A 15,080-nucleotide genomic window follows, 5' to 3' on the forward strand; every position below is an offset into this window, starting at 1 on the left:
AAAGGTATAAAGCGCTTATGGAATGACGAGGGTAGTCGCTTTTTTGGACATCCTCATGGCAAAAGTAAGCCTTTTCTTTTAGGGAAGCAATCTCAGTTCAACCCGGCGGTTTTTCTGAAGGCCCTCCCTGCTGGAGCCGTCGGCAATCGGTTTAAAGGAACCGAAATAGTCGACCATGATCTTGCCGGCGTTTACCCCCGCTTCTTTGATCAGGAAGTCTTTTACGGCTTCTACACGGCGTTTCGATAGCCCCAGGTTGTAACGGTCGGAAGCACGGCGGTCGGCGTGGCCTGCCAGTTGAAGCCTGCAGCCATTCTTGTTCATTACCTGTGCTACATTCCGGAGAATTTCCTTTCCTTCATCGTCGAGCAGGCTCTTGTCGGTTTTGAACTGGATATTGGCGAATACCTCTGTGCAGCCCAGTTGAGTGCTGAGGGCATTTTTAACATAAGCGTCGAAGTCGATTACGCGACCGCTTCCGTCCACAATGCTTCCTGCAGGTGAATTGGGCTCCTTGTCAAAGAAGTCGGACACACCGTCGCCATCGGAATCGAGCAGCAGGCGCGGATCAATGTCTTCGGGCCTGTTGGCTTTGGCAACAGAATCCATTTCTTCAAGCGTCAGGATTTTCGGCGGTTTCACCAATACTTTGGGGTCGGTGTACCGGAGGTTATAATAGCCGTTGCCGTCCTCCGGGTGATAAGCCCATTTCCCGTTCTCTTTTTTGACACGCAGCGGTTTTTTGCCGAATTTATAGGTGAGCACAACCGATGCGCCGCCGTACACATCCACGGCGGATGTACCTTTCCTGGAAGTAGTGGCGTTAGCCGCTTCCGAAGGGTCTGCGCCGCCGTAAGTGGCATCGAGGTAGTCTGAATTGACCCGGTTGGCGCGGAAATCCAGGCCGATGTCAAAGCGCGGCGAGAGCTCATAGTTGAAGGTCATGCCGAGCGGAATGATCCAGTCGTTTCTGGTCCCCTCTGTTGACCGGAGCAATTCCCCTGTGCCGAGCCTGTAAGCTTTTGAATTGTACCAAACCTGGCCGGCTCCCAGCGAAAGGTCTATTTTCCACCGTTTCATTTTGTTGGCGCCCATCAGCAGGCCCTTCAGGTTGACGGTTCCGGAAATGGAGAAGTCGGTATATGAGCCCGTAAAATAGCTATTGTACAACCTTCTTTTCATGCCGTTCAGCCCGCCGAAAGAAAGATCTGCCTTTGCGCCGAACAGATAGGAAAGCTGTTTGTGCAGCGTAATTCCTCCCTGCACCGACACTTCGCTATGGCTGTCGATATTGCTTTTTGTGACGGGGAAAAAGTCGTATTCCCTTAAGTCACCGTAGTATTGGCCCGGGCCGAAATGAGCTGACACCGACCACGTATTCAGCTTGTAAGGGCCTTCGTACAGTGCTTTAGGATTATAGTCAGGACTGTTGGGTTGTGCTATTTCCTGCGCAAGCGACGAAGAAATGCCTGCAGCGCCCAGCAGTATTGACAAGAATAAGCGGGATACTTTTTTCATAAGGTTACTTGGCGTTAATCCTCAATTTTTACAACCTGGTAAATGATCGTTCTATTGGTACCGTTTCATGAGCGCGCCGCTTAAAATGCAGGAGACAAGATCCTGCTCGCGGTTAAGACCCGACGGTAGCACCAGCCTTTACAATAATTGTGCCAGCTGTTCAGGTAAAAAGGTTGCTTTGGAGAACTGTTACAGGCGCCTCATAAGCGTCGGCAGGATCGAAGTCTTCCATTCGGAGAAGCTGCCGTCTATTATTTTTTCACGGGCGGTAGTCACCAGCCAAAGATAAAAAGAGAGGTTCTGGATGCTGGCGATCTGGGCGCCGAGCATTTCACCCGCCTTGACCAGGTGCCTGAGATACGCTTTGGTGTAGTAACCGGAAACATAGCCGGGAAGGTTAGGGTCGATCGGGCTGAAGTCCGCATTCCACTTTTCGTTCCTGATGTTAATGATGCCTTCGGTGGTGAACAACATACCGTTGCGCGCGTTGCGAGTAGGCATGACGCAGTCAAACATGTCTACGCCCAAGGCAATACACTCCAGGATGTTGGCCGGCGTTCCTACCCCCATGAGATAGCGGGGTTTGTCAGCCGGGAGGATGTCGCAGACTACTTCCGTGAGCTCATACATAACTTCGGCCGGTTCGCCTACTGACAATCCGCCGATGGCGTTCCCCTCTCTGCCGGCGTCGGCAATGCGCCTGGCCGAATCGGTTCTGAGGTCTTTGAAGGTGCTTCCCTGCACAATCGGGAAAAGTGTCTGGCTGAACCCGTAATGGCCCGTTGTCTCATCGAAACGTTTGCAGCATCTGTCGAGCCACTGGTGCGTGAGGTCCATGGATTTGCGGGCATATCCATATTCGCAAGGGTAAGGTGTACATTCATCAAACGCCATAATGATATCTGCGCCTATGGTGCGCTGGATATCGATGGCTTTTTCAGGCGAGAAAAAATGGGTTGCGCCGTCGATGTGGGACTTAAACGCCACACCTTCATCGTTGATTTTTCTCCCCGTGGAAGCGAGAGAGTACACCTGGTAGCCGCCGCTGTCTGTGAGAATGGGCCGGTCCCAGTTGATAAAACGGTGAAGGCCTCCGGCTTTCGCGAGTATATCCAGGCCGGGGCGCAGGTAGAGGTGATAGGTATTGCCGAGGATGATCTGCGCCCGGATATCTTCCTTCAGCTCGCGCTGGTGCACGGCCTTGACTGATCCGGCAGTTCCGACCGGCATGAAAATGGGCGTTTGGATAGTTCCGTGGGCGGTTTCAAGCTCGCCGGCCCTGGCTTTAGAACTGAGATCTTTCGCGTGTAAGCTGAATTTCATAGAAGCAGTGTGGATCCGAACCGGCACTTTTCCTATCTAACCGGATCCTGTTAATTTTCAAGCCGCAAAATTAAGCACATTGATGGGATAAAGGAGGCGAAGGCTCGTATATTTGTTACAAAAAGAGAATTTGTGACGCCCTCCGACTGGTTATTGCTTGTCTTGCTGATCCCGGTTTCGGTTCAGCTTTTTTTTATACTGATCGTTTTCGGACGCCTGGCCTTCTTTCAAAGCCCCGAACGGGAGGAAAAACGGTCTGAAAAAAGTTGGATGGGTGTGAGTGTTATCGTTTGCGCCTGGAATGAACTGGAGAACCTGGCGGAGCTGCTGCCACTCCTGGATGCACAGGATTATCCTTTATTTGAGATTTTGGTGGTGGACGACCGGTCGTCGGACGGTACTACAGGGTTCCTGGAAGCTTATTGCAGGCAGTCAGCACACGTTCGCAGCATCCGGATCGAGAAGGAGTATGAGCACATAACACCCAAGAAGTATGCGGTTACCATCGGTCAGAAACATGCGGTGTATGAAATATCGCTCATGACCGATGCGGACTGCCGTCCTGCGGGCACGGGTTGGATTTCCTCAATGGTGAATCGGATGGCGGACGGGAAGGAAATCGTGCTCGGGTTTTCTCCCTATTTCAGGGAAAAAGGATTGCTGAACTGGCTGATCCGTTGCGAAACGTTCTATACGGCAGTACAGTACTTTTCATTTGCCTTGTTCGGGATGGCCTATATGGGGGTCGGACGGAACCTGATGTACCGGAAGCGCCTTTTTTTTGAAAACAGGGGCTTTTATACACATCACAACGTGCTTGGCGGAGATGATGACCTTTTTATCAACGAGGTGGCAAGGATTGGGAACACCGCCTGCAACCTCGACCCGGAAGGGTATATGTATTCGGTCCCCAAGAAAACCTGGGGTGAATGGTACGTTCAGAAAACCCGCCACCTGGGCGTCGGCAAAAGATACCGGTTCCGGTTCAAGTTTTTGCTGGGGATACTGGGAGCGTCTCACGTGATGGTTTGGATAGCGGCCGCTTCGTTGCTGGGATGGGCTCTGGTGACCCGTAATCAATATCTGCTTATCGGGACTGGCACATTGTTCGCGGTTCGCTGGCTGTTCCAATGGCTGATCCTGTCATTTGTGAATCAGCGGATGGGTAAAACCATCAACAGCTTTTTAATACCTTTGATGGATATTACGCTGTTTTTATATTATCTCGTAATGGGCGCAGGTAATCTTTTCAGAAAGAAAAAAGTTGCCAGGTGGCGCTAAAGCCGGTAAAGGATGAACGAAGTATTTAAATATTTTCCCGATTTGACTGAGCGACAGCGCGGGCAATTTCTTGCGCTGCCGGAATTGTATGCTTTCTGGAATGCACAGATCAACGTAATTTCAAGGAAGGACATGGATGCTTTCTGTGAGCGGCATGTGCTGCATTCGCTTGGGATTGCCAAAGTACTTTCTTTCCGGAGCGGTACGACGGTTCTGGATGTAGGTACCGGCGGCGGTTTCCCAGGGATCCCTTTGGCGATCCTGTTCCCGGAGAGTCGTTTCACGTTGGTGGATAGCACCACCAAAAAAATTAAAGTAGTCAGGGAGGTAGCAGCAGCGATAGGGCTCGATAACGTTCAGGCAGAAGCGGTCCGTGCCGAAAAGGTGGACGACGAGTTTGAGTTCGTCGTCAGCAGGGCTGTGACGCGGCTTGCGCCGTTTATGAGGTGGATAGAAGGAAAGGTTTCGCCCAATTCCTTCCATGATTTGCTGAACGGCGTGCTGTACCTGAAAGGCGGGGATCTGGAGGAAGAGATCAGGGAGAGCGGGCATAAAGCGCGCATATTTGACTTAAGTGAATATTTTGGCGAACCTTTTTTCGAAACCAAAAAGGTCGTGCATATACCCGTAAAAAACTAGAACGATGACTGCTCAAACGAAATTTAAGGCAAGCGCCCTCATGAACCCCTTTTTCCCGGATTCTGTCAGCTTTGGCGACAAAGGCGTGACTTTCACCATCCGGAAGTTTCTGCGTTCGAACGACAGCTTTGTGTTTTATACGGACATATCGGGAGTCGAGATCGATAACGGCATCTTTTTTTCTACGGTCCGGGTGCTGCCGCGTATGCGCCCCGAAATTGTGATTGAAAATTTTGGCAAGCGCGATGCCCTGAGGGTGAAGGAATTAATTTTGGAGAAGGTAAATAATTAATTTTTTTTAAGGCGAGCACTTGCAAACTAGTAAATCGCATTCTACATTTGCACTCCCTTTCAACGGAAAGGGGAATTAATCCCGGATAGCTCACAAACCGTTTGCCGGTCGGTTAGAGCATCTGATGTTTCTTCAGAGGGGTAAAAAGGCAAATGATCCCGAATAGCTCAGTCGGTTAGAGCATCTGACTGTTAATCAGAGGGTCGCTGGTTCGAGCCCAGCTTCGGGAGCTTGAGAATGAAGCACTTAGCAGAAATGTTAAGTGCTTTTTTTGTTGTATACTCGCCCACAATTGTGGTTGTGGTGAACTCGTCCACTGAACCCCCTCCCCAAACATGGCCGAAAACTCGGCCTCGAAAATCGCCTTTAGCAAATAAAAGGTATCTCTGCACCGACATTATCCAGGCAAAAGCCAAGTTCAGAACAAAACAGAGGTAAGTTTACACATGGTTGAACTAACGGAATTCCTGCGAGTTGACGGGCCGAAAACTCGACCGGTTCAACCGGCGTAAAACTCCGCTCGTTAGCGGGCTCTGATTTCAGCTGGCCTTTTTGATCGTTATGTGATTTCCCATAATGCGGATTGGCGCAACGGTGCCCGGCATACTGTTCCGGGCATTTCTGTAAATCTACGGAAATCAAAGATTGATCAACGTTCCCTGATTGCTGTGATATTTATCCAACGACCTGCCTTTCCTCCGGGATTTTCTTTATTAGTAAAACGGATCCACACTTTTTTCCCCTCTCCGCGGAATTCAGATGGAATCTCTGCTCTATACCAAGTGGTTGAGTCGGTCCAAACAAATGTCCCTCCACACCATCCACACTCTGTGCCATCGTAATTCCCGATAACTGCTGCTTGTTCTTTTGGTTTAACTTCGGAACAGTTTGTGAACAGCGAGCCTAATACCAGAACTACAAGTAGGTTCCTTTTCATAAGTTAAGGTTTTAGTAATTGACCTGTCCAGTTGGCAAAAGGTTGGAACTTGGTCAATAGACATTAGTTCCGGTCTCCCGATCAGTTGGGTAAGCCCTGTATACCGGTAAATTGTTCCAGCCAACAATTTATGTTGCGCCAATTTGCGTATCATAAAAATTCAACAAAAAATGGAAAGTTCATATCTTGTAAATTCGTTTAAAGACGATTTTATAACGCCGCAAATTTGCGGTTTTATAGTTGTTTGATTGCCAGTGAGTTTTTATGAAGGGAGGAATTCTTTCTTCTGAAGTCTGATCTGGACGCTTTTATGGTCGAGCGCAGGAATGGTAGAAAGCCTGTATTGCAGGCTCAGCCCAGGGAAACCAGGTACAAGACGAGGAAGGGGAAGAGGGGATTGATTACGCGGGATTCGTTTGTAAAATCTTTAGAAGAGTAACCGCCGCTCTGAAAAATATTTAGTCGGTTTATTTGTTTAAATACAGACAACACTTCTTTAATGATCGCCTGAAAGGGGCCAGGGCATTTGAACTGCCGATGGACTGCGTGGATAATGGCTATAAGGACGGGATTCCGAAAGGATCTGACCTCTTCTATGGTCGCCCGATCTCATTGGAGCAACTTGAGGCGGAATTTGAGAGCAGAAAACAACCGCTGTATGCGCTGGCGTGTACGCATGGTATCTATGTCGTAGTGCTAAGGAAGGTTGAACGGAAGGATTAAGAGCTTTACTGCCACTCGCTCAGTCTGAGGAAAAGTGTATTTCCTGTTAGGTTTTTCCGCTTCTGCGATATCCTTCTGTGTTATCACATTTATCGGGTAGGTATCTATTTTATCCCGAAAGAGGAATGGGACGACGACCCCGTTGATATTACGGACCGTGACGAATCAACTGATGTTCAATACATAGCCTGCAACGTAAAAGGCGATTTCCTCTCAAAGCGTCCCAATGGCCCCGTTTTTAACGGTGACAAGTTATCATGCGCCAGCTGGCGGGATTGGTGGGATCCGACGGCCAAAGGCTGTGTAACGAAGCATTTGGGCAAGCTGATAGGGATCGTAACGAATGGTCAGCGGATAATCAAAGAGCTTACACAGGCTGACCTTGTTACCGGGTTCCTCTGGTTGTGGCAGTACAACCCCGGGCACCAGCCCTTTGTACAGTTTATGGAAATTCGGTTCCTGTTCCTGGTGGAAGAGGTGCAGCATAATGCGGTGGTCATTCCGCCGGAGGTGGCGGAGGGTGTGAGGGGGATGAGTCCATTTCAACCAGCATCGTCGGAAGGGCTGTGCTGGTTTGGTTTTATGTGTATATTATTTGGATAATCCAAATAAAATGAGCACCTTTGAACCGAACTAGTCAAGCCTCGAATGGGGTGTAGCTGGTGGTCTTTAAGATATTAACCGCTTCACTTTGTTGGGGCGGTTTTATTTTTGCGATTGTGGGTAATGTACTATGCCGTACGGATTTTTAGTGCTCGCCTTCAAATTGAGGCATGGACGTAAGATATCCATTAGCTTTATTTCATCACCATAATCCAAAACATTGAGTATGCGCTTCCCCCAATCTATTTTTTCGAAACACAAATGGCGTTTTGCGTACAGAGAAACAATAAATGCCAAGAGGTCGGCAAATTGAATAAAATACGACTCTTGTGAATTTTTGGGCAGAGGATCCTCTATTAGATTCTGTATTTCCTGGCGATAGGAGCTGAAGCTAAATTTTGATGGTATATAGTTTATTCTTTGAATTTTTCGGGTTGTTTCCCTCATTTTTGCTACTCTCCCTTCATCAGAGATGATCATGAAACGCTCTCCGGCATAACTCTTGTTTAAGTCATTTTCGATTCGCTGTATCGAGTATGTGAGAGCATTTTTTAGTATTTCGTATTTTGGGCGGTTTATGTTCTTTTTGTCTATAACGACCGAAACGCATTTTAGCTTGAGCGTCGAGAGTAGGTAGCAGTGGTCTAAAAGTATCTTTTTTCTAATTGTAGGCTCATATCTTCCGTGATAAGGGTTTTTATCAGTAACAAACTCCTTACTATGAAACTCCTCTTTTACCAGAAACCCATATTCTGCTTTTAAAACTTTCCGGAAGCTTTGGATTGTTTGTAAGTTCTCTTTCCAGTGGGTTTCATGCATATACAGGGATGACAGAACAAAAAGCTCTGAGGAATATTTAGGATATCCATCATCACCTGATTCGTCGAAATAAGAGATAAACATAGGGACGAAGGTTTGATTAAAACGCAATTTATACAAAGCGAGTGTAGTAAAAAAAGGAGCCGCAACCGCGGCCCCCTTTCCACATTACTGAAGACTTCCCCAAAACTGGGACAACATAAAAGCAGGATAAATCAATTACCCTTATGTTGTTATAAAGAAGAGCAAATTCACCGAAAGTCAGATCATCAAAGCTTTGAAGGAGAACGAGTCAGGTCGTTCCGTTGAAACCATCAATCGTGAGTTGGGTATTAATACCGGTACCTTCTATAACTGGCACGGTCCGCCGTTGCGGTAAAAGGTATTCAGGCATGGAAGCAAGCCAACTCAAAGAGCTGGCACACGACCTACAGAAACGGGTACCCTCTCAAGCTCACGCCAAATGCTCAAGCTGTTTAAAAACCGGGATCAGCGACTTACCTTTTTCTGACAAGGTATATTCAATATGAAGCGGCTTTAGCTGAATGACCGTTTTTTCGATCAGGCTTTGTTCTTCCATCTCTTTCAAAGCCGTCGCGATGGCTTGCTTGCTTGATCCTTCCAATTGACGGAGCAGCGAATTGAAACGCACCGGCCCCGTAACGGCAATGCGGAATATCTGCGGTTTCCACTTGCCTGATAATTGCTTTAACAGGCTTTCTGCCGGGCACTGGTTCTGATCCTCAACAATATTATTCATAAGAAAAGCGACACTTTGGCTGGCCCTGACGGCACTCTATGCGGTTAACAGATTTCTGCAGTGAAAAGTTACAGCTACCAAAATTTTAAGGGCTAAATAGGATATATGGAATTTGCTGATAATAAGACTGTTGTATATTTTCTTCGGTGGTCAATTTTTTTTGACTAATTGACTCGCTTGCAGGTAGGGACGAAATTTGTATCCGAATCTATAACCATTCACAGATGTTTGCAACCCATATAAATACAAGTAATCAAACCGCTTCGGCAGCGCTCCTGGTCGCACGGGTCGCTGTAAGTATGATGATGTTGACCCACGGATTGCCCAAGTTGGATTTGCTGCTGGCCGGGTCCGAGGATTTGAAGTTCCCGTCCGTATTAGGGCTCAGCCCGCTTGCCTCTCTTGCGTTGGCCGTATTTTCAGAAGTGGTAGGTTCAATCTTCCTGATAGCGGGCATTTTTACAAGGTTTGCAACGACAGCGCTCGCAGTAACCATGCTTGTAGCCGCTACAGTTATGCATGCAAATGACCCGTTCGGGGTAAAAGAACTGTCATTGCTTTACCTGGTAGTTTATGTGCTTATCCTGCTGTTAGGCCCGGGGAAATTCTCTCTGGATCATTTATTGTTCAGCAAAAAAGGTTCCGGACGGGCTGTACGAAATTGAATTTTTAGACACTGGTGGCTTACATGCGCTTGCAGGTAAACGCGTGTGATGGCCAAAAAACGAGACCTAAAATGGAAGCAACCCACAATAACCCGCTTTTATGTGATATTGAATCAGGCGTTTGTGAAATGCCTGAAGCTTCCCCTGCAACGGCAGGGCAAGCGGAAGCCGCCGGACAGAAACCGGTGAAAATTATTTACTTCACCGATCCCATATGTTCTTCCTGCTGGGGTATTGAGCCGCAATTGCGCAAGCTTAAATTGGAATACGGCCAGAATGTAGAGATTGATTACCGCATGGGCGGCCTTTTGCCGGATTGGAGCTACAATAGCGGTGGGATTAGTAAACCTTCTGACGTCGCCCACCATTGGGATGAGGTGAGCAGGTATTACGACATGCCCATCGACGGCGATGTCTGGCTTGAAGATCCGCTGGACTCGTCTTATCCGCCCTCGATTGCCTTCAAGGCGGCGCAACTGCAGGATTCCGGTAAATCGATCCATTTCCTTCGGGTATTAAGAGAAATGGTATTCCTGGAAAAGATCAATATTACCAAATGGGAAAACCTGGCCGCGGCGGCGAAAAAGGCCGGTTTGGATGTTGAAAAGCTTGAAAAGGATTTTAACGGTGAAGCACAGGAGTTGTTCAGACAAGATCTGCAACTAGGGGCGCAACTCGGCGTGAGGGGCTTTCCAACTATGTTTTTCGTGAACGCGCAGGGCGGACAGGAAAGGGTTTACGGTACCAAGCCTTATGCTGTATACGAGTCTGCCTTACTCAAGCAGCTTCCCGGAGCAGTCAAAAAAGCCATCAACCCGGATTGGAGGGAACTATTTGCCCAATATGCTACCCTGACGGCCCGTGAGTTCTCTGAGCTTTCCGGGATCCCGCGGGAACAGGCGGAAGAAGTACTGCGTGCGTTGGTTAAATCCGGGAATTTAAGCGAACTGGCCACCAAAAATGGTGCGCTGTGGCTTCTCAACCCATAGTCATCAACAGAGAAGACCAAAGTATCGGCAGGCAGGAATCACCCGGCGGATGTTTTGCGGTCTCCTTGAGGGTAGCTGGCAGGTTATCAGGCTGTTAAATTACGTTAAAACGAATCTGAAAGTAAGATGGAACCGGTTGTGATGCGTACCTTTCCGATGTCTGAATCTCTGTATCTTGCTGCGGAACTATCTCAAAACGGCCCTGCGAAATCTGCGCTGCCAGCACCGGTTTACTTTATTGAATATCGTCGGTTTAACAATTGGCATGACCGGCGGAATACTCATTTTCCTGTTTGTTCGTCATCACCTGAGTACCGATCGGCACCATTCTAAATTTAACCGCATTTACAGGATTGTCTATGATCAGCATTTGCCGGACGGATCGATAGAATACAATCCGGAGGCCCCGTGGCCCATGGCCAGTGCGTTGCGGAGCGAACTGCCTGGAGAAGAACAAGCGGCCTTTTTGAGTATGAACCAGGAATTGACGCTAAGCATAGACCTGCCCGGGCAGGGAGTAAAGCGTTTTTTAATGCATTCCGGTTCAGCATTTGCCGAACCGGAATGGTTTGGTGTATTTGATTTTCAATGGTTAGCGGGTAACCCGGAAACAGCCCTGAGCGAGCCCAATACGGTCGTGCTCACAGAGTCGTCCGCAAGGCGGTATTTTGGTGCTCTGGATCCAATAGGCCGGCGAATCAGGCTGAACGATACTGTCGATGCCACGGTAACGGGCGTTCTGGCGGAACCGGTAGGGGCAACGGACCTGGATCTCGATGTTTATATTTCAGTAGCCACTTTACCATCATTGAAACCGGGGTACGCAGCAGGCGACTGGTCGGTTCTCAACAGCACAGATCGCGTATTTGTTGTACTAAAGGATATTCGCTCATTCTCCAATCTGGAAACTACGCTGGCCGGAATCGCCGCCAGAAGCTACGGCTCAGATGCCGGTCTCAGTTTTCATGCGCAACCATTAGCCGATGTCCATTTCGACGTCAAACGCAGGGGCGGTGTTATTCGCGCTTCAATGTTGTGGTCGCTGGCAGCACTAGGCGTGTTACTGGTTCTGACCGCCTGCATCAATTTTGTCAATATGGCAACGGCGCAGGCGCTCAGACGCGGAAAGGAAGTAGGCGTACGAAAGATACTGGGAAGTTCACGGGGACAATTGACGGCGCAGTTTTTAGTAGAGACCAGCCTGGTTGCCGTGAGCTCGCTACTGGCAGCCTTGTTGCTGACGGCCCTGTTGCTACCCGTATTCAGTAGCTGGGCAAAGACCCCTTTACAGTTTTATTTTGATACACCTACCGTTTTGTTCCTGGTACTGTTGATCGTTATCGTTATTTTTCTGGCCGGCGGATATCCCTCAATCACACTTTCCGGTTTACTGCCCGTAACGGCCTTGCGCGGCAAATTGATCGGTCATACTGTTGGCGGCTTGCAGCTCCGGCAGCTGCTGGTCGGCGCTCAATTTGTTATTGGCCAGGTCCTGATGATAGGAGCAATTGTTGTGGCCGCTCAAATGCGCTATATCCAACATGCGGATATCGGTTTTCAGAAGGAGAATATCGTATTGGTGAATCTGCCGCCCGGACGGCCCGCTCTTCAGCAGGCGTTTAAAAATGAACTGCGGAATTATCCGTCTGTCAAAGACGTCAGCATTAGTTTTCTGCCGCTTTCAACGCCGGGGATGTATGGCGGAACTTTTAAATTCGGAAACCGGGACCAGGACGAAAAATTTGTGATTCGCGAGCGCTTTGCCGACGCGGATTACCTGGATACCTATGGCTTGAAGTTGATTGCAGGCCGAAATATTACCCCGAGCGATACGATTAAAGAGTATGTCGTGAATGAAGCGTTGCTTCGCAAACTGAATATTCAGGATCCGCAACAGATTATTGGTCAGTCCCTGCAGTATTACAGATCAGCGATCCCACTGCCAATTGTAGGCGTGGTGAGGGATTTTCATCTTCAGTCCGTACATGAAGCCGTTCAGCCCTGTTTCATCGCGTCGAGCGCCGATCTGTACCGGCAGGCCAGTATCAGGCTTAGTGGTCAGCGTATTCAGCAATCTCTACGGCAAATTGAAGGGGTTTGGCAGAAATTCTATCCCACTCAAGTTTTTGAAGCTACATTTCTGGATGAAAATCTTGCCCGGTATTACGAGACGGAAATACTCATTTCACGCCTGGTTGATACCGCTACCCTGGTGGCGATCTTAATTGGTTGCCTGGGTTTGTACGGATTAATGACGTTCGTGGTCATTCAGCGAACCAAAGAAATCGGTATTCGCAGGGTGCTGGGGGCTTCGGCAGTTAGCGTGGTGAAATTGCTGGCAGACGACTTTCTCAGACTTGTTTTAATGGCATTCCTGGTTGCCGCTCCGATCGGCTGGTATTTAATGAACCGATGGCTGGAAGATTTTGCCTACAGGATTGAATTGGAATGGTGGTGCTTTGGTGCGGCAGGCCTGTCCATGACCGGTGTTGCCCTGGTAACGGTTGTCAGTCACAGTTTGAAGGCGGCGCTGGCTAACCCGGTGAAGTCATTGCGGAGTGAGTAGAAGCAGGATAGCATTGATGGCGCCTCAATAAAATCCATACCTGCGTCGTTATAATTATACACTATGTGGATTGCCAACTCAATTTCAACGTTACTTATGAAAACCACATTCCACAAGACCGAACGAGACGACGAGGCGTCAATCAGGCTGATTCATCCTGCAGGGCTGCCTGGTGAAAAAGAAAATGCCACCCTGGTAGCGGGAGAACCGGCTCACGATGATCACTACGTCCTGGAAATCGGGTTAGATAACCAGGAGGGTAAATACGACCTCAGGATTACACTCAATGAAGAAGAATACAACGCGCTGTTAAAAGGAGAGACAGTTTATTTAGGGTAACTACGGCTACCGGGTTGAAGCTGTCACGTACAACCACTTAAACCGAGAACACTATGAATGCTTCAGGGAAGAACAACACACCGCGAATTCTGGAAGAGAAAAAGGTGAAGTTAGGCCGGAAACCTCAGAATAAGGACGATCTGGACAGCAGAGAGCGAACCGAGCAGCAAGTAAGAGGTGATAAAATTTCGCACAATGTAAAAGAGAAACGAAACGACAAGAATAAAAAATGAGGTAAGGCAGGTGAAAGTAGATCATGTTTTATATTTGCCGGCTGTGAGCTGTCAGACCCCCGGGGATTTCAGCCGAGGCCGATCTGGCCCATAGCTCATCACCCAAATTCCATACCTGATGAAATACCTGCCGGTTGCCTTGGCGTTATTCGTTTTCCTGATTTTACAGGGTTGTGCCCGTCCCACTCTTTATTGTATAGGTGACTCAACCATGGCCACTTACAATGTAGCGGCTTTGTCTAAAAGCCAGCAAGGAGAAAATTATCCGCTGAGAGGCTGGGGGATGTACCTGGGTGAACAGTTTACCGATAAGCTCGCCATTCGCAACAAGGCGATCAGCGGCAGGAGTTCCAGGAGTTTTCGCGGAGAAGGGCATTGGGCCAAGATACTGGATAGCCTTAAAAAGGGCGATTATGTGCTCGTTCAGTTCGGCCACAATGATCAGAAAAAGGAAGACAGTCTGCGCTATACCGAGCCGCGACTTGAATTTGGTGCATCTTTATCTCAGTACATACGCGAAATACGGAACAAAGGCGCGCACCCGATCCTGGCTACTTCTATTGCCCGGAGGAACTTTGACGAGGCAGGCAGGCTAGTCGATACGCATACCGCGTATACGCTGACGGTTCTGCGGGTCGCCGCGGCAGAGGGTATTCCGGTGCTTGATATGAACCTCAGGACCATGCAGCTACTCGATAGTACCGGTGTTGAAGGGTCAAAAGCGTTTTTTCTTTACATCCCGGCCGGGAAGTTCGGTAAACTGCCCGATGGGCTGAAAGATAATACGCACCTCAACGAATATGGGGGAAAAACGGTAGCCGCTATTGCTGCGTCGGAACTCAGGAGTTCAAAATCGAAACTGAAGAAGTATCTGAAGCGCGCCCGGTAATTCAGTTTTCTTCGTTTACGGGGTAGTTCTTATCCAGCCAGTCTACTTTTATGTTTTTGGGAATATCCAGCAGTTTCGCCTGCTTGAAACCCAGCTCGTTCAACACCTGGAAGGCGGGCCTGATATTGGGACATTTGTCAAATGGACAACACCCGCAATAAATGACCACCTCTTTGTCACGAGGTGTTTTTTCAAGCAGTGACTTCAGGGCGGCTATATTCTCCTTTTCTTTCCCGGGACCTATATCAACCGATCCCCGGATCGGGTTGTCGGGCCCGATGGATACAATGAGCATATCGCCGGTTTGTCGGTTCGAGATCCGGTCGGCCAATACCTTTGTCGCCATTAGCTGACCCGGTTTCCAGGGTTCCTTTTTTTGCTGGGCGGATACCCGGACAGCGAGTAGTGCCAGCGCGCCTAAAAGAAAAATACGATATTTCATTTGGGGTAGATTTTGTAAAAGGTACAAAAATGAATTCATAAATATGGTACCGGCATGTCTGA

General features: G+C 48.6%; 18 protein-coding genes and 1 tRNA gene. 13 read left to right on the forward strand and 6 right to left on the reverse strand.

Features of this window, described 5'->3' with window-relative positions:
• Nucleotides 1-78 precede the first annotated feature (78 nt).
• Both ABD852_RS04385 and tgt read right to left on the reverse strand, forming a co-directional pair.
• A complete protein-coding gene (locus tag ABD852_RS04385) occupies nucleotides 79-1,518 on the reverse strand; it encodes an OmpA family protein (RefSeq protein WP_345026805.1) in 1,440 nt (479 codons plus the stop codon).
• A 189-nt stretch (nucleotides 1,519-1,707) separates the two neighbouring features.
• Nucleotides 1,708-2,841 carry a tRNA guanosine(34) transglycosylase Tgt gene (tgt, locus tag ABD852_RS04390; RefSeq protein ID WP_345026806.1) on the reverse strand — a complete coding sequence of 378 codons (1,134 nt, stop codon included), beginning with the start codon at nucleotides 2,839-2,841 and terminating at the stop codon, nucleotides 1,708-1,710.
• A gap of 132 nt (nucleotides 2,842-2,973) precedes the next feature.
• On the opposite strand from tgt, the gene ABD852_RS04395 reads away from it, so the two are divergent.
• The 4 genes from ABD852_RS04395 (at nucleotide 2,974) to ABD852_RS04410 (ending at nucleotide 5,283) form a co-directional block, all read left to right on the forward strand.
• On the forward strand, nucleotides 2,974-4,122 hold the full coding sequence (locus ABD852_RS04395) for a glycosyltransferase (RefSeq protein WP_345026807.1): 1,149 nt from the start codon (nucleotides 2,974-2,976) through the stop codon (nucleotides 4,120-4,122).
• A gap of 12 nt (nucleotides 4,123-4,134) precedes the next feature.
• On the forward strand, nucleotides 4,135-4,761 hold the full coding sequence (rsmG, locus tag ABD852_RS04400) for a 16S rRNA (guanine(527)-N(7))-methyltransferase RsmG (protein WP_345026808.1): 627 nt from the start codon (nucleotides 4,135-4,137) through the stop codon (nucleotides 4,759-4,761).
• A gap of 4 nt (nucleotides 4,762-4,765) precedes the next feature.
• Entirely contained in the window at nucleotides 4,766-5,053 is a 288-nt protein-coding gene (locus ABD852_RS04405; protein WP_345026809.1) for a hypothetical protein, read from the forward strand.
• Between the two features lie 156 nt (nucleotides 5,054-5,209).
• Nucleotides 5,210-5,283, forward strand: a tRNA-Asn gene (locus ABD852_RS04410).
• Between the two features lie 419 nt (nucleotides 5,284-5,702).
• On the opposite strand, the gene ABD852_RS04415 is transcribed toward ABD852_RS04410, so the two are convergent.
• Complete coding sequence (locus tag ABD852_RS04415) at nucleotides 5,703-5,990, reverse strand: hypothetical protein (protein ID WP_345026810.1); 288 nt, start codon at nucleotides 5,988-5,990, stop codon at nucleotides 5,703-5,705.
• Between the two features lie 471 nt (nucleotides 5,991-6,461).
• Between ABD852_RS04415 and ABD852_RS04420 the strand changes: the two genes are divergently transcribed.
• Together ABD852_RS04420 and ABD852_RS04425 are read left to right on the forward strand one after the other, a co-directional pair.
• Complete coding sequence (locus tag ABD852_RS04420) at nucleotides 6,462-6,713, forward strand: hypothetical protein (protein ID WP_345026811.1); 252 nt, start codon at nucleotides 6,462-6,464, stop codon at nucleotides 6,711-6,713.
• Between the two features lie 315 nt (nucleotides 6,714-7,028).
• The gene (locus ABD852_RS04425; RefSeq protein ID WP_345026812.1) at nucleotides 7,029-7,316 is read left to right on the forward strand and encodes a hypothetical protein; all 288 of its coding nucleotides are present in this window, start codon (nucleotides 7,029-7,031) and stop codon (nucleotides 7,314-7,316) included.
• 102 nt (nucleotides 7,317-7,418) lie between these two features.
• Here ABD852_RS04425 and ABD852_RS04430 read toward each other — a convergent pair whose 3' ends face one another.
• The gene (locus tag ABD852_RS04430; RefSeq protein WP_345026813.1) at nucleotides 7,419-8,219 is read right to left on the reverse strand and encodes a DUF3800 domain-containing protein; all 801 of its coding nucleotides are present in this window, start codon (nucleotides 8,217-8,219) and stop codon (nucleotides 7,419-7,421) included.
• Between the two features lie 151 nt (nucleotides 8,220-8,370).
• On the opposite strand from ABD852_RS04430, the gene ABD852_RS04435 reads away from it, so the two are divergent.
• A complete protein-coding gene (locus ABD852_RS04435) occupies nucleotides 8,371-8,514 on the forward strand; it encodes a transposase (protein WP_425568762.1) in 144 nt (47 codons plus the stop codon).
• 75 nt (nucleotides 8,515-8,589) lie between these two features.
• Here the strand turns inward: ABD852_RS04435 and ABD852_RS04440 are convergent, their stop codons facing one another.
• Nucleotides 8,590-8,895, reverse strand: coding sequence for a winged helix-turn-helix transcriptional regulator (locus ABD852_RS04440; RefSeq protein ID WP_345026814.1), 306 nt, complete (start codon nucleotides 8,893-8,895; stop codon nucleotides 8,590-8,592).
• A gap of 224 nt (nucleotides 8,896-9,119) precedes the next feature.
• On the opposite strand from ABD852_RS04440, the gene ABD852_RS04445 reads away from it, so the two are divergent.
• The 6 genes from ABD852_RS04445 (at nucleotide 9,120) to ABD852_RS04470 (ending at nucleotide 14,576) form a co-directional block, all read left to right on the forward strand.
• On the forward strand, nucleotides 9,120-9,560 hold the full coding sequence (locus ABD852_RS04445; RefSeq protein WP_345026815.1) for a DoxX family protein: 441 nt from the start codon (nucleotides 9,120-9,122) through the stop codon (nucleotides 9,558-9,560).
• 71 nt (nucleotides 9,561-9,631) lie between these two features.
• Nucleotides 9,632-10,549: a DsbA family protein gene (locus tag ABD852_RS04450; RefSeq protein ID WP_345026817.1), complete on the forward strand. Its 918-nt coding sequence runs from the start codon at nucleotides 9,632-9,634 to the stop codon at nucleotides 10,547-10,549.
• Nucleotides 10,550-10,724: 175 nt separating this feature from the next.
• Nucleotides 10,725-13,115, forward strand: a complete 2,391-nt coding sequence (locus ABD852_RS04455) for an ABC transporter permease (protein WP_345026818.1) — start codon at nucleotides 10,725-10,727, stop codon at nucleotides 13,113-13,115.
• Nucleotides 13,116-13,211: 96 nt separating this feature from the next.
• Nucleotides 13,212-13,454, forward strand: coding sequence for a hypothetical protein (locus ABD852_RS04460; protein WP_345026819.1), 243 nt, complete (start codon nucleotides 13,212-13,214; stop codon nucleotides 13,452-13,454).
• Nucleotides 13,455-13,507: 53 nt separating this feature from the next.
• Nucleotides 13,508-13,687 carry a hypothetical protein gene (locus ABD852_RS04465; RefSeq protein ID WP_345026820.1) on the forward strand — a complete coding sequence of 60 codons (180 nt, stop codon included), beginning with the start codon at nucleotides 13,508-13,510 and terminating at the stop codon, nucleotides 13,685-13,687.
• A gap of 118 nt (nucleotides 13,688-13,805) precedes the next feature.
• Entirely contained in the window at nucleotides 13,806-14,576 is a 771-nt protein-coding gene (locus ABD852_RS04470; RefSeq protein WP_345026821.1) for a rhamnogalacturonan acetylesterase, read from the forward strand.
• Between the two features lies 1 nt (nucleotide 14,577).
• Here ABD852_RS04470 and ABD852_RS04475 read toward each other — a convergent pair whose 3' ends face one another.
• Complete coding sequence (locus ABD852_RS04475; RefSeq protein ID WP_345026822.1) at nucleotides 14,578-15,018, reverse strand: rhodanese-like domain-containing protein; 441 nt, start codon at nucleotides 15,016-15,018, stop codon at nucleotides 14,578-14,580.
• Between the last annotated feature and the right edge of the window lie 62 nt (nucleotides 15,019-15,080).

It is taken from the genome of Ravibacter arvi, from assembly GCF_039540405.1.
Classification (GTDB): Bacteria; Bacteroidota; Bacteroidia; order Cytophagales; family Spirosomataceae; genus Ravibacter; species Ravibacter arvi.

Coding starts and splice junctions, on each gene's coding strand:
- ABD852_RS04385 (WP_345026805.1), bottom strand. CDS start 1,518: ATGAAAAAAGTATCCCGCTTATTCTTGTCAATACTGCTGGGCGCTGCA.
- tgt (WP_345026806.1), bottom strand. CDS start 2,841: ATGAAATTCAGCTTACACGCGAAAGATCTCAGTTCTAAAGCCAGGGCC.
- rsmG (WP_345026808.1), top strand. CDS start 4,135: ATGAACGAAGTATTTAAATATTTTCCCGATTTGACTGAGCGACAGCGC.
- ABD852_RS04405 (WP_345026809.1), top strand. CDS start 4,766: ATGACTGCTCAAACGAAATTTAAGGCAAGCGCCCTCATGAACCCCTTT.
- ABD852_RS04415 (WP_345026810.1), bottom strand. CDS start 5,990: ATGAAAAGGAACCTACTTGTAGTTCTGGTATTAGGCTCGCTGTTCACA.
- ABD852_RS04430 (WP_345026813.1), bottom strand. CDS start 8,219: ATGTTTATCTCTTATTTCGACGAATCAGGTGATGATGGATATCCTAAA.
- ABD852_RS04440 (WP_345026814.1), bottom strand. CDS start 8,895: ATGAATAATATTGTTGAGGATCAGAACCAGTGCCCGGCAGAAAGCCTG.
- ABD852_RS04445 (WP_345026815.1), top strand. CDS start 9,120: ATGTTTGCAACCCATATAAATACAAGTAATCAAACCGCTTCGGCAGCG.
- ABD852_RS04450 (WP_345026817.1), top strand. CDS start 9,632: ATGGAAGCAACCCACAATAACCCGCTTTTATGTGATATTGAATCAGGC.
- ABD852_RS04460 (WP_345026819.1), top strand. CDS start 13,212: ATGAAAACCACATTCCACAAGACCGAACGAGACGACGAGGCGTCAATC.
- ABD852_RS04465 (WP_345026820.1), top strand. CDS start 13,508: ATGAATGCTTCAGGGAAGAACAACACACCGCGAATTCTGGAAGAGAAA.
- ABD852_RS04470 (WP_345026821.1), top strand. CDS start 13,806: ATGAAATACCTGCCGGTTGCCTTGGCGTTATTCGTTTTCCTGATTTTA.
- ABD852_RS04475 (WP_345026822.1), bottom strand. CDS start 15,018: ATGAAATATCGTATTTTTCTTTTAGGCGCGCTGGCACTACTCGCTGTC.